The sequence below is a fragment of the Parvularculales bacterium genome, from assembly GCA_036881865.1.
Taxonomy (GTDB): domain Bacteria; phylum Pseudomonadota; class Alphaproteobacteria; order JAPOUT01; family JBAJNM01; genus JBAJNM01.
The window spans coordinates 1-11,513 of the sequence record JBAJNM010000077.1; the positions used below are offsets into that span (position 1 = coordinate 1).

Sequence of the window (11,513 nt, forward strand, 5' to 3'; positions counted from 1 at the left end):
CAGTGGCGAATAAAACGTCGTTGTCTAAGTAATACTTAAGTTTGTTGACTGTGTACGCATCAACGCTTGAATCAGTGGCTACTACATAAATTTTTCCCGGCTCAACTACCCGCACACCGACTACCGGTAACTCTTTTATTAGTCGGCTACCGTCCCATAGCTCAACCTTGGCCAGCTTGGACGCTTTTAGCCCGGTAGCATCTGCATTTTTAAGAGCGTTAAGCGCATTTTTCTCAATAATAACAGGCATGGTTTAAAATGTTTTCCTTGAGTATTTGGCAGACTGCGCAAAGGATTTTAAAAAAAGATCGCCCTTAAAGTCTGCTCTAAGGTTTAAAGGATAATAAAACGCCTTGCTAGAAACTTTGGCAGACTGCGCAAAGGATTTTAAAAAAAGATCGCCCTTAAAGTCTGCTTTAAGGTTTAAAGGATAACAAAACGCCTTGCTTGAAAATTTAGCAGACTGCGCAAAGGATTTTAAAAAAAGATCGCTGTTAAAGTCTGTACCAATGTCTAATATATAACGGCTTCTTAACGGGGTAACGATGTCTAGCAACTTTTGTATTACTTCCTGGCGCTGGATATCGGTACCAGCTTTTGCGCTAGATGACACTGTTATTCTAAAGGTATAAGGCTCTTCCGGCGGGCTTTGTTCCCACCATTCTTTTATAGCCGCATGGCCGCCAATTGGTTCGGCAACTTGCTCCAATGATTTACGGCTGCCTTTTATGGCGTGTTGATTAGGTGAAAAGGCGCACACACTGCGCTTCTGCCGCTCTGTCCAGGCCTCGTCCCATATGTCAGTCTTTAACGACCAAGCTAGAACAGATAAAAACGACGCCGGGCACTCTTTAATATTCCACAGCTTTTTTATATCAACAGGTAGACTTTTAAATCGCTCGGCGATTGTATTAGACAATGCGTTTTCTTGTGGCGTTGCCGACGGCGGCATAAGTTTATCTTTTTTAGCTGTCATGACTTGCCAACTTCAAAGCAATGGCCGAACAATATCCGGCTTCATTTTTTTTGGGTTTTATATCTGCTGTCGGGCTTTCCAGATCAACACGTACAACGCCTTCTTGTTGTAAAATACGGTAAATTCCAGAGACTGGAATAATTTGCCCTATTAGTCGCCTTTCTTCAACGTATAGCCCCAGCTCTTTTTCTGCCGTCTTCTTTATAATGTTAGCACCAGGTCCGGGCAATACATGTAGCGTAGCGTTTATTTTATAGTTGATAATTTTAGCGCTTTCTATCGTTACCAGGTCAGTGACTTGTCTTATTTCCGGCTTTTGCATGTATGCGTTAACAGTCGCTAATTGTTCTGCGCTGACGGTTCCTGGCGCTGTTCTTGATAATACAGTTATAAGTACTTTGCCCTTTTCAGGACTGCTGGCGGTTGCATCCTGAATACTGGACAAGGATTTTAACGCATGATAGGTATAACTGTCTCTCGTGCCTGCATTGCTTAGCCCCTCCCAGGCTAAATACAAGCGTCGTCTATAATCTTTATCGCTTTCAAACACAGCGGGTACCGGTGGCGTTTTGGTATTGTCTGCCGGTTTTATTGTATGGCGTGTTGTGCGATATAATGCCCCCAGATTATCAAGATCAGCCCCCCGAGCATACGGTAACATGACAGCCCTGGCGGCCTGATTAATACGAGAACGGAGCAACACTTCACGATAGGCGGCAACCTCTAACAGCTTGTAGGCCGGATCACTTTCAACTAGTGCGTTAAACTCTGGCGCCCGCTTTCGTACGTCTTTAAGCATGGCGTCAAGTATGTTTTCATAGTCAAGAGTTTCTACAATATCCGGCGCTGGTAATTGCGATAAATCAATATTGCTTACACTCATATGGCCAGGCCCTCTAGCTTTATGTGTTCTCTGCTTGGTATGTATATGCCGTAAATATTTATAATAGGCCGACCAGCTGTAACGGCCACAACGCTAATACGAGTCAGTTTTAGCCGCTTTTCCCACTTGTCAAGCGCTTCAGCGACAGCAGCGTAACACTCTATAAACCACGATTTATTGACAGGTGTGTCTACTAATTCAAACAATTTTGAACCATACTCAGGCCGCATGACACGAGAACCCAACGGGGTTATAAGAATATCAATAACACTTTGTCGTAAATGTTTAATACCTGATAATTGCTTGCCTGTTGTCGCATTAATACCATTCATAAAAAAAATATTTTGTTATTGCTGGGTTGCAGGTGGTGCGCCGTTTGCCGGATGCGTATGAGTATTAAAGATAAGGCGGTCGGCGCTCATTGAGCGAGTACTGTCTGTTATATCGCCGGACGCTTTAATACTCCCTTGCGTGCCAATATCGCCGGACGCTTTGACGCTGCCTTTTGTTTCTATATCGCCGGTTGTTTTAACGTTGCCTTGTGTTTTTATATTCCCCTTAACGGTTAAATCTTTTTTTATAATCACGCCCGCCGGGCTGTCAATTGTAAAAGCTCCATCAGCAGGCAGAATAATGTCAAGCTTATGCGCCTTCGTGTCGTAACGAATGCTTGCGCCGTCTTTAAATTGCATGACAGTGCACTCCGGCTTCGTTTCCGGCGCTGCGTGATCTTGTGTAAATCCTGCGGGCAGTATCCAGGCCTGCGCCGGATTGCCATCCGGGCATAATAGTAGCACTTGCTCGCCCACCTCTGGCGCCCACCATGTTTTATTGTTTCCTGCTCTAGTCGTCAACCAGGGTAGCCAGGCTGTTAAAAGCTCGCCAGCCTTTACTTTTAATCTGGCTTTTTTATAATCGGCTTCTTGCACCGTACCCGGCTTTATAATATTGGACAGTTTGCGAGCCAGCTCTACTAGATTATATTCGTACATAGTTGTCTTTATGCTTTTTGCCCCTTTCCGGGCTAGCGTTGTATTTAACAATGTCCGGCAAAAAATTAACGCCTTTGTCATATTGGCCTAAATAAACAGACTGCCCCCAGGTTATCCGCCAGGACTCGTACCCCGTGTGTCCTGGTTCAAATAAAGCAGGCTGTGCACTTATACTTTCCGGCAAGCCGATATCTTTACCTAATCCCCATTTATTATTATAAATAAACTGGAGCAACGCTGCCGCATAATTGGACGCCGCTACGCTTACCTGCTCAAGCGAGTACCCGGTAACCGGTAGTAACGCACTGATCGAAAAGTCACACAAAGCGCACACACGACCATCCCCGGCGCTTTGCTCTATAGCCATGTTTTCCAATGCCAGCAACATCGCCACAACTTCAGGCGTCGGACTCAGTGGGCTATAGACTTCTATAAGGTCAACTTTGTTATTAAACTTTTCACGCAAGCGGCCAACGATCGCCGCATACACTTCAGTCAACGTGTTTATCATTTAGCGGTCTCAACGTTTAGTGCATAATTTATCTCTTCATTTAAACGTCTATTGAAGTATTGTTTTACTTGATTCTCAAGGCGATGCAATACTAGACGCCCTGGTACGTCAATATCTATCATTTCTCGCTTAATGGGTAGACGCTCTCTTCCTACTCTTTTGAAAACATTGGCCGGGCCGTTCTTAATACGTACGACAAAGGCACCGGGAAAAAAATACTTACCAGCCTTCGCTCCTAGGCTTGTCTGTCTTGGTTCCCCTGCTCTTCTGGCTGATATAGGGTTCAAACCTACCCAAACTTTCCCAGTCAGTGTTTTATTGTCAAAATCTGAATAAATACGGGGCTTGACGTGTTTTTGTCCGACTAGTATCTCTTTGGCTATCCCTGTTATTATTTGGCGTTGTAGCCATTTATGTGTCTTACGTACGGCACGCTGCAAGGCTTTCGCAAGCTGGCCGGGCTTATGCTTTATCTCATCTAGTGCCGCACTGTCTTCTATTTCAAGTTTTAAGTCATAACTCATAGCCAATCCTTAGCTTTTGCTGACGTTTTTGTCGTCAAGTAAACAACAGTAAGCCCGCCACCGTCTGGCAATTTTTTGAGCGCTTTGAATGGTGTGTTATTAATAATTAACACGTCATTTACAACAATTTTACGAGCGTCACTGTCAAAAACAGTAACAACCGGCTGAGCTGCGTCAAGCTGAAGCCGCTGTAGGTGTCCTTCCTCCGTTGGTATAAAAAACTCCCCACGAATGGTAATATTGTTGGGTAGTCGTACTTCTGTGCCGACTGTGTCCATTATAATATTGTCCATTTCTGCGGAAAGTTTCTCGAACTCATTCATGAATAACGACTGCTAGGCCATTTTCTACAAGTTCGGCTGCCTCTTTGGCTGACATATTGAAGCCTTCATCCCGTTCAATAAGAAACACTTTGTTATCAATAATAACTTGAAGCGTTGCTAAGGCTTTTACTACAGCAATCTTTTCAGGCTTTTCAGGCTTTTCAGGCTTTTCAAGCTTTTTAGGCTTTTTAGGCTTTTTAGGCTTGCTGTTGTCGTCTTCTTGTTTTTTTTCTTCCGTCATAACATTACCTAGGCTAACGTTTACGCATTGTCTACTACTTGAGAATAAACAAAAGCATCAGGGTCGGGAATAATGGGCAGCGGTGCCGACTGTGTCATTAAATACTCGACACCGGGATCTCTATTGAACCAGTTCTTCGGATAGCGGCTAGCCTCTACCACACCTTGTGCGGCCGCTTCTGCGTCCAAGATAGCGCCGTAAGCTCGAATACCATTATAAGAACTGTTACCCAAAAGAACACCACCGGCTGGCATGTAGTCTTGATCTTGTCGTAGTTCGTCCTTGTATTTGCCGTTATAAACGTAAATTTTTAAGCTACCGACGACGCCTTTAAACTGAGCTGTGCGTACTTGTGATGGACCTGTTTCCGCATTGGATAGAGAGCCGCGTCGTGTATCTAGTAGTGTTTGCACAGAATCAAAAGCGACAAAGGCTCGCCACGCTTTGCGCCCCATAATGACTGTGTCACAGACACCCGTACAAAGTTCTGACCAGTCTTCTAAGTCGTCGATAGGTTTTCTTGATTCCTTGTCTAGTGCATCCCACTTGGCCTTTCCGGCGACAGTAATAGTATTTTTTACATGTCGGCCGTAGTCTACTTCCTGTTTTTCGTATTGATCGCCCTCTACAACAACTTTCCCCGTCGTTAGTATTTTGGCGGCCATCCATTCCTCACGGTGAACAATTTGCTTGTTCTGCTCGTCCAGTAACTGAGCCACAACAGCTAGACGGCGTTGTTCTGGTGAAAGATTGCCACCCAAAGGTTCGCCCGGACGACGTTGTAGTAACATTTCAGGCAGTACAATATCTTTGGGTTTAACGTAAGCGGGCTTAAAGTGCGCCAGCTTGCCGCCCTCTTTTTTCCTTACCTTTCCTTCAATAACAGGCGAGACAAACGGCGCTAGCGTTACATCCCTTACAATTTTGTCAAACATAATTTCTTCGGTCGAAAATGTGTACATTCTCGGAAAAAACATATCCAGAAAAAACGAGCTAAAAGGCTGTAACTGTCGCATAATGCCAAGCATGGCATAAGTAGATAATGGTTCCATTGTCTTTTTTCCTTAGTCGTTAATAGGCGTCTGGTGACTGATAGGGGTACCGGTAAATGCGGTAGCCTTTTGTGCTGCGGTTGTACTTTTTGGCCAGTTAATCATATGCGAGTTAAAAGTACCGCACTTGTAAACGGCTACGACTTCAGCTCCGTTAGTGGCGTCTATGTCATAGGCAGACATAAAAACGGCTTTGTTTGTTCCGTCGGTAGCTGTAGGGTTATACGCCTTTAATTCTCCCGTCGTCTCCACCTGCCCAAGCGGTGTCAACTTTTCAAACTTCTCACCCGCTGCAACAGTAGCGCTAGTTGTGTAGGCGACATCTGAACCGGTAAACGGCGTCGTATATTTATACTCATCAAAAGCCATTTTTTTTACTCTCCGTGCTTGATTCCTGTAATCGTGCTATATGCGCTTAACGCTTGCTCTATAACAGCGTCATCGCCGCTTACTTGCTCGTAGTCGGCGTCTGAGCTTACTACCGGCTTATGCGTTGCATTCATAGCAGCGTCAAGCAATGGGTTGCTATCTTGTTGTTGTTTTTCTTGTGGTGCTGTATTTAGTAGGCTCTTAGCACTGTCAACGCTTAAGTCAGTATTGAAAGCAAGGTGTTCAGCCATAGCCCTACGCCCTTCTGCCTCCTTGCATGTAGTAATACTTTTAATTCGCTCACGCTCTGCTGTGACCAGTTCTGCTGCGACCTTTTCCGCCTGCTCTTTTGTGAGCGTCTCTTGATCTTCGTATTGTTCTTTCCTGCCCATTTCAGCCCCCATAGCTGTGTTTTTATGTTGTGTTGTTACATATTCTCGGAAAACGTTAACCGCCTCAAAACCGTTTACCAGTTCGTCGGCCAGGCCGATTTTAATAGCGTCTTGTCCAGTATAGGTCGCAGCCTCTGTATTTAGTATATCTTGTACGCCCATTCTCATGTACTTGGCCACCTTTTCCGCAAACATTAAGCGAGTTTTGTCCACCTGCTCTTGAAACTCCTTAACGACATCAGCCTTTAAATTAAAGTATGGATTGCCGTCTACTTTATGCGCGCCTGAATGAATTAAAGTAACCTTGAGCCCCTCTTCTTCTAGTGCTTTCTCGTGACTACAATGCGCCAGCAGTACACCAACACTCCCGGCTACTCCTGTCTGTGTTATATACCTTCTACCCGTAGCGGATGCTATAGCCATAGCTGCGCTACAGTTCATGTCATAACAAAGCGCTGCGACTGGTTTTATTTGGCCAAGTGCGTGTATTATATCTGTACAATCAAAACAGCCCAGCACTTCTCCGCCAGGGCTATCAATATCCAGGAGTACACCGTCTACCGCATGATCTGCAACAGCTTCATTAAGCCTTTGAATTATGCCGTTATAGCCTGTCATACCTGAATGTGGCTGCATATAGCTGTATTTGTGCACCAGCGTTCCAGATACGGGTAAAATGGCAATGCCGTTTATTACCTGATAAGAGCGCACGCTCTCTCTGCTGTTTTCGTATTCTTCGGCCTCTGTACGCATATTCTGGCTACAAAGCAGACGGCCATTGACGTCTTGTAACTGCTTAATGCCTAAACGGTCAGACAATGAAGAAAAGAATACACGAGCGTACCCCGGTTCCATTAGTAGCGGCTGATTAAATGCTCGTGCCGCTAGGTTGGGGTAGTTGTTGCAGGTCTTATAACTCATCTTTGTTGCTGCCCTCTTGCTCGTCTAACTGTAAAGTTCTTACCCAACTAGGTGGAGGTAGGCCAGCCTCTTGTCGTTCTTTCGTTTCCCTAACCTGCTGCATAAAAATTTCTTGATAGTCTTCGCCCATGTTGGCAAGTTCCTTTTCATAAGTTGATAGGCCGTGCTCGATTTTTAATACAGCCTCCTTGACTTCCTTCAATCCGTCAATCTGTGAGCGGCCCGAGCCTATCCAGTTAGCGTTACACCATGCGGCGCTAGCCTCATAAAAACTAAAGCGGCTTTTTTTGGGCAGTGTAACTATTTTTTTGTCTAACAATTCTTCTAAAACTAGCGAGTAAATCATTGTAGCCAGTCGGCTGGCGATCACTTTTCGGCGCCCTAGCATATAGCGCCAAGTTTCAAGCATAGAGGCCCGTGCGCTACTGTAATTTGTCTTACTGTAATCTCTGGCTAGTTGTTCGTAGCTAACGTTCAAGCCCGCAGCAATGTACCGCAGTATCGCCGACTCAAATTCGGCGAAACCTTGCGCCGAATTGCCAGGAGTTAGTAGGTCCAAATCTTCGCCCGGCATTAAGTGCGGGATTTTTACGCCGTTAAAACTTATTTTAGCGGCCTCATGATATTTTTGTATGGTATTTAGATAGCACTTTAAACGCTGGTCGCCGTTGTCGCCGCCGCTTATGATGTCGAAGGCCTGGTCGCCGCCTAGATCGGTTTTAATTATTGCAGCGTACATAGCGTTAACAATGGCGTTTTGCAATTGTGCCGTCTGAAACCTGTCTAGCATTTTCAACCGACTCATAACACTGAAAAATTGATTGGTGCCCCGTGTGTTACCGTCTCCGGTCGGTTCAAAAACGTGTAAAAACTGCAATCGCCCCCACTGTGTCTTCTTTTTTACGTACTGCCAGTTGCCCGAGATGCCGTTAAGAATCAGGGGGTTGTATAACATGCCGCCTATATATTCGGGTTCCCGTATATAGTAACCAATAGAGGCGCCGTGCTTGTCTAATTTAACGCCACCCCTAAGACCTCGGCTAGCTTGCAGGCCTCCGGGGTTGCTTACTCGGTTGGGGTTAATCATTTTTACACAAGTTTTTAAAGGCGTGCCTTGTCGTGTTACATACTCTGCTACCGCCATAGCCTCGCCGGACCTGGTGTGCGTGGCGACTGCTTCTCTTATAATCATTGTAAATGTACGACGCTGTTCTGCATCAATCCAGCAGTTGACAGTGTCCTCGGCGTACTCGTAAAAAGCCGCTTCAACGTCCGCCGACCATAAACGAGCGTCAGCTTCTGAAATACCCAGACGACGCCACAGCGGCTTGGCGCTTAATCTAAAATAATGGCCTACAATGTTATCGACGTGCAACTGTACACCGCCGGACGCTATACCATGATTGCGGGTTAAGTCGTCGGCCCTTGCGTTGCCTGCCTGCATATGTGGCAACAGTGCGGCGTCGTCCATCTGCAAAGGAGGCGTCCAGCGTGCTAACTCACCGCCAAAACCTTCAGTACCCCCAGTAAAGGTAGCTTTTGGAATAGGTCGCCCACGTGCGTCTAGTATATTTATATTGGCCATTAAAATTGAACTCTTGTCGCATGGCGGGTAAATTTTTTGTTGCCTGCCTCGCTTTCAAGCTTGGCAATATAGCGATCGAGGCTTGGTAAGCTTGCCGGGGTATACTGCACTCGCCTGCCATCTCTTTGTACGACAAGAGCTGATTTTCCTAGCACTAACTTATGCCTAGCGTCTCTTGCCTCTTTTATGAATTCGTCCATATTAGCCCCCGCTTTATCTGCCCAGCATCCTTCCGAAGTCTTCTATACCTGGCAACGCCTTGTCTTTTTTATTGTCAATATTATGCTTTTGCTCTTCTGCTAGCCTGTCCAGGTTGATGCCCATATATTGCCGTGCTATACGCATAGCTACAAACGCACCTACACGACAATCAAGCGCTTCATTCCGCTTTCCTTTTGGACAGATATAAGTATAAACACGTCTGCCGCCAATAAATTTTAGCGTTTTTCGCTCGGCGGTCAGTTGATTGAAATAGCTTTCGCCGTGCGTCTCGTCGTTGATAGGCCAGTGACAGCAGCCGGACGCCGCTACCCCTTGACGCTCCGGCATAATTGAAAGACGCTGGTATATTATTTCTTTAGCGTTATCTGTACCTATAAACGATAAATACACGCCTTTTTTATTGCGTTGGCGGGGAAATTCCACAACCGGCTTACCGGCTTGGCTGGCACCCTTGGTAGGTATAAACCACCGTACGCCCATTTTTTTAGATAATGCGTAAACTTCGTCAGTAAAATGCCCGCCAGAATCCCAACAAACAAGCCCGGCGTTCATTACTGCGCCGTCTTCTCTGGTGTATGTTTTCTGCAAGGCTTCAGCCAGCGCTTTCCATATTTCCGGCTGTGTCAGATTGCCGTACAAGCTCTTATAATCCAATGACCAGCTTTCTTCATTCGCTCCCCAGCCGACAACCTCCCACTCGAACCTGTCGTCTTGGGTATCGCCTCCTATGGTAATATAAACGACTCCGTTAGGAACGACAACTTTACCATCGTAAACCGGGAAATATTCCCGCCGACTGTATAGCATGTTCTGATCGATTTTTGTACCCGTGTTCTCCTCCCACGTCTCGCCCAGCGTCGTATTGACAAAGCTTTTAAGCTTTCCTGTGTCGCTTTTTGCGTTTAAAAAATCCTTAACAATTCGAGACCAGGTGGTAAAAGGGCTATAGGCTGTCCATATATGCCAAGTAACAGACTCTGGGGTTTCTACGGTTTTATTATTCTTATCTAGATATTCCAAGCCGTCTGTCGTTTGTATTCCGGTTTTTTTACAACGCCAGGTTCCTGTATCAAAACTAGCTTGTATTTCATGTTGTTTTATTTTGCATCCGCTGCGCTCACACAAGTAGTAAACAGTGTCCGGTTTTCCGGTTTCCCATTTAAAGCCGAATTTGTCACACTTTCCGCCCCATTTTAGTGTCTGTTTTTTCTTGCAATGCGGGCAGGGTACATAAAAATATAACTCTACTTCAGATTCATTAGCGGCCCGTTCTATCTGACACAGGTCTTTTATCTTTGGCGTACTGCCTCGTATAGATTTCGGGTAAGCTGCACCTTCTAGCCGCTTGTCGCCTAGAAAAGTGGGTGCGCCTTCTTTTTCAATATCGTCCGGAAATGCCGACAGCTCGTCGTATATAATAAAGTCAAGCGATTTTTCTCGGTAATTCTTTGCCGATGTTCCGCCCAGGCACCACAAGTTGCGGCAATTGCTGAATAATTTGCCCTCAAGCGTGTTATTTCTGTGTTTTTTACCCAGCCAAGGTGAGAGCGCTTTTAATACTGGAACATCTCTTAAAGCCGTTTCTATATGGGCTTTCATGAAGCTGTTGGCGGCTGCGTCTGTTGGTTGCAGTATCATGCCGTTTCGCTTTTTATGCTCAATAAGATAACCGGCCGCCGCCTTCAGCATCTGCGAGTAACCTATACGGGCAGATTTAACTAAATTTACAACCCTTATTTCATCATTACCGAAGCTGTTAAGAATAGCCCGCTGAACTGGCAATGTCTGCCACCGCCCTTCAATGTATGCCGACTCGGCGGAAAGGTAATAATTTTCATCGGCCCATTCAGTACACGTCATTGGCGTAGGTCGATGCATGACAGACAAGCCTAGACGGACCTGTTTTTCTATTGTTTTACGTTGCCTTCTCGATATATTCATCTAAAAATTGCGTTATAAGTTTATGGCCGTTTGCTATTGCGTTCTGTGCTTTTACTACTTCTCTTTTGATGTTTTCCTTCTGCATGGTAGATAACTCTGGATGCTTTCGGGCTATCGTTAGAATTAAAGTGTCCAATATTCCACCGGCTTCAGCCATACACTTGCTTAAAACACGGCTTTGTAGCTCAACAGGAGCTACTTCACCTCGTGCAAGCTCGTTTTTCAGCTCTTGGCCGTCTGCTTGTGCACGTGTTAAGCGATATTTTTCGTAGTCTATCCCTTCCTCCTTGTTTGTAATGGCGTTGGCCTTGGTTTGAGCGTGTGTCAACCTGTTTTCAACTACTGAACGCACGTCGTACCAGGTTGTCCGGCCTTTTTTTGCTAAAGGGACAACGCCCCAGCGGTCAAAGGTTTGCCGAGTGATGCCGAGGCTTACGGCCATCTCGTTTTTGTCTAGCCAGCCTAGCTGTTTTTTACCGGTTTCTATTTTCATTTTTTTTTAAAAAACTTCTTGACTTTTGTTTAAAATAATGCTTTTAAAATCGTGTCATAAATAGCTATACCCGGCGGTCTTTCGCACC

Annotated in this window: 16 protein-coding genes; all 16 read right to left on the bottom strand. The window is 45.5% G+C overall.

The window, feature by feature from the left end; all coding sequences use genetic code 11:
- The coding region (locus tag V6Z81_10685; protein MEG9862932.1) for a hypothetical protein at positions 1 to 250 on the bottom strand (250 nt) is incomplete at its 3' end.
- Positions 251 to 253: 3 nt separating this feature from the next.
- Positions 254 to 976, bottom strand: a complete 723-nt coding sequence (locus V6Z81_10690; protein ID MEG9862933.1) for a phage tail protein I — start codon at positions 974 to 976, stop codon at positions 254 to 256.
- On the bottom strand, positions 966 to 1,859 hold the full coding sequence (locus V6Z81_10695) for a baseplate J/gp47 family protein (protein MEG9862934.1): 894 nt from the start codon (positions 1,857 to 1,859) through the stop codon (positions 966 to 968). Before V6Z81_10695 ends, V6Z81_10690 begins: the two co-directional genes overlap by 11 nt.
- The gene (locus V6Z81_10700) at positions 1,856 to 2,191 is read right to left on the bottom strand and encodes a GPW/gp25 family protein (protein MEG9862935.1); all 336 of its coding nucleotides are present in this window, start codon (positions 2,189 to 2,191) and stop codon (positions 1,856 to 1,858) included. Before V6Z81_10700 ends, V6Z81_10695 begins: the two co-directional genes overlap by 4 nt.
- A gap of 15 nt (positions 2,192 to 2,206) precedes the next feature.
- A complete protein-coding gene (locus tag V6Z81_10705) occupies positions 2,207 to 2,851 on the bottom strand; it encodes a phage baseplate assembly protein V (GenBank protein ID MEG9862936.1) in 645 nt (214 codons plus the stop codon).
- Entirely contained in the window at positions 2,838 to 3,362 is a 525-nt protein-coding gene (locus tag V6Z81_10710; protein ID MEG9862937.1) for a hypothetical protein, read from the bottom strand. The genes V6Z81_10705 and V6Z81_10710 overlap by 14 nt, the downstream gene beginning before the upstream one ends.
- On the bottom strand, positions 3,359 to 3,886 hold the full coding sequence (locus V6Z81_10715; protein ID MEG9862938.1) for a phage tail protein: 528 nt from the start codon (positions 3,884 to 3,886) through the stop codon (positions 3,359 to 3,361). Before V6Z81_10715 ends, V6Z81_10710 begins: the two co-directional genes overlap by 4 nt.
- Positions 3,883 to 4,209 (bottom strand): hypothetical protein, encoded by a 327-nt coding sequence (locus V6Z81_10720; GenBank protein MEG9862939.1) that lies wholly within the window; start codon positions 4,207 to 4,209, stop codon positions 3,883 to 3,885. Before V6Z81_10720 ends, V6Z81_10715 begins: the two co-directional genes overlap by 4 nt.
- A complete protein-coding gene (locus tag V6Z81_10725) occupies positions 4,202 to 4,450 on the bottom strand; it encodes a hypothetical protein (protein MEG9862940.1) in 249 nt (82 codons plus the stop codon). Before V6Z81_10725 ends, V6Z81_10720 begins: the two co-directional genes overlap by 8 nt.
- Positions 4,451 to 4,470: 20 nt before the next feature.
- On the bottom strand, positions 4,471 to 5,502 hold the full coding sequence (locus V6Z81_10730; GenBank protein MEG9862941.1) for a major capsid protein: 1,032 nt from the start codon (positions 5,500 to 5,502) through the stop codon (positions 4,471 to 4,473).
- 12 nt (positions 5,503 to 5,514) lie between these two features.
- Positions 5,515 to 5,871 carry a head decoration protein gene (locus tag V6Z81_10735; GenBank protein MEG9862942.1) on the bottom strand — a complete coding sequence of 119 codons (357 nt, stop codon included), beginning with the start codon at positions 5,869 to 5,871 and terminating at the stop codon, positions 5,515 to 5,517.
- A gap of 5 nt (positions 5,872 to 5,876) precedes the next feature.
- Positions 5,877 to 7,184, bottom strand: coding sequence for a S49 family peptidase (locus tag V6Z81_10740; protein MEG9862943.1), 1,308 nt, complete (start codon positions 7,182 to 7,184; stop codon positions 5,877 to 5,879).
- Entirely contained in the window at positions 7,174 to 8,769 is a 1,596-nt protein-coding gene (locus V6Z81_10745) for a phage portal protein (protein MEG9862944.1), read from the bottom strand. Before V6Z81_10745 ends, V6Z81_10740 begins: the two co-directional genes overlap by 11 nt.
- Positions 8,769 to 8,969, bottom strand: a complete 201-nt coding sequence (gpW, locus tag V6Z81_10750; GenBank protein MEG9862945.1) for a gpW family head-tail joining protein — start codon at positions 8,967 to 8,969, stop codon at positions 8,769 to 8,771. The genes V6Z81_10745 and gpW overlap by 1 nt, the downstream gene beginning before the upstream one ends.
- 13 nt (positions 8,970 to 8,982) lie before the next feature.
- A complete protein-coding gene (locus V6Z81_10755; protein MEG9862946.1) occupies positions 8,983 to 10,869 on the bottom strand; it encodes a terminase gpA endonuclease subunit in 1,887 nt (628 codons plus the stop codon).
- A gap of 37 nt (positions 10,870 to 10,906) precedes the next feature.
- Positions 10,907 to 11,425, bottom strand: a complete 519-nt coding sequence (locus V6Z81_10760) for a terminase small subunit (GenBank protein ID MEG9862947.1) — start codon at positions 11,423 to 11,425, stop codon at positions 10,907 to 10,909.
- Positions 11,426 to 11,513 lie beyond the last annotated feature (88 nt).

Excerpts from the sequence above, each read along its gene's own strand:
- V6Z81_10690 (MEG9862933.1), bottom strand. The coding sequence starts at position 976 with ATGACAGCTAAAAAAGATAAACTTATGCCGCCGTCGGCAACGCCACAA.
- V6Z81_10695 (MEG9862934.1), bottom strand. The coding sequence starts at position 1,859 with ATGAGTGTAAGCAATATTGATTTATCGCAATTACCAGCGCCGGATATT.
- V6Z81_10700 (MEG9862935.1), bottom strand. The coding sequence starts at position 2,191 with ATGAATGGTATTAATGCGACAACAGGCAAGCAATTATCAGGTATTAAA.
- V6Z81_10705 (MEG9862936.1), bottom strand. The coding sequence starts at position 2,851 with ATGTACGAATATAATCTAGTAGAGCTGGCTCGCAAACTGTCCAATATT.
- V6Z81_10710 (MEG9862937.1), bottom strand. The coding sequence starts at position 3,362 with ATGATAAACACGTTGACTGAAGTGTATGCGGCGATCGTTGGCCGCTTG.
- V6Z81_10715 (MEG9862938.1), bottom strand. The coding sequence starts at position 3,886 with ATGAGTTATGACTTAAAACTTGAAATAGAAGACAGTGCGGCACTAGAT.
- V6Z81_10720 (MEG9862939.1), bottom strand. The coding sequence starts at position 4,209 with ATGAATGAGTTCGAGAAACTTTCCGCAGAAATGGACAATATTATAATG.
- V6Z81_10725 (MEG9862940.1), bottom strand. The coding sequence starts at position 4,450 with ATGACGGAAGAAAAAAAACAAGAAGACGACAACAGCAAGCCTAAAAAG.
- V6Z81_10730 (MEG9862941.1), bottom strand. The coding sequence starts at position 5,502 with ATGGAACCATTATCTACTTATGCCATGCTTGGCATTATGCGACAGTTA.
- V6Z81_10735 (MEG9862942.1), bottom strand. The coding sequence starts at position 5,871 with ATGGCTTTTGATGAGTATAAATATACGACGCCGTTTACCGGTTCAGAT.
- V6Z81_10740 (MEG9862943.1), bottom strand. The coding sequence starts at position 7,184 with ATGAGTTATAAGACCTGCAACAACTACCCCAACCTAGCGGCACGAGCA.
- V6Z81_10745 (MEG9862944.1), bottom strand. The coding sequence starts at position 8,769 with ATGGCCAATATAAATATACTAGACGCACGTGGGCGACCTATTCCAAAA.
- gpW (MEG9862945.1), bottom strand. The coding sequence starts at position 8,969 with ATGGACGAATTCATAAAAGAGGCAAGAGACGCTAGGCATAAGTTAGTG.
- V6Z81_10755 (MEG9862946.1), bottom strand. The coding sequence starts at position 10,869 with ATGCATCGACCTACGCCAATGACGTGTACTGAATGGGCCGATGAAAAT.
- V6Z81_10760 (MEG9862947.1), bottom strand. The coding sequence starts at position 11,425 with ATGAAAATAGAAACCGGTAAAAAACAGCTAGGCTGGCTAGACAAAAAC.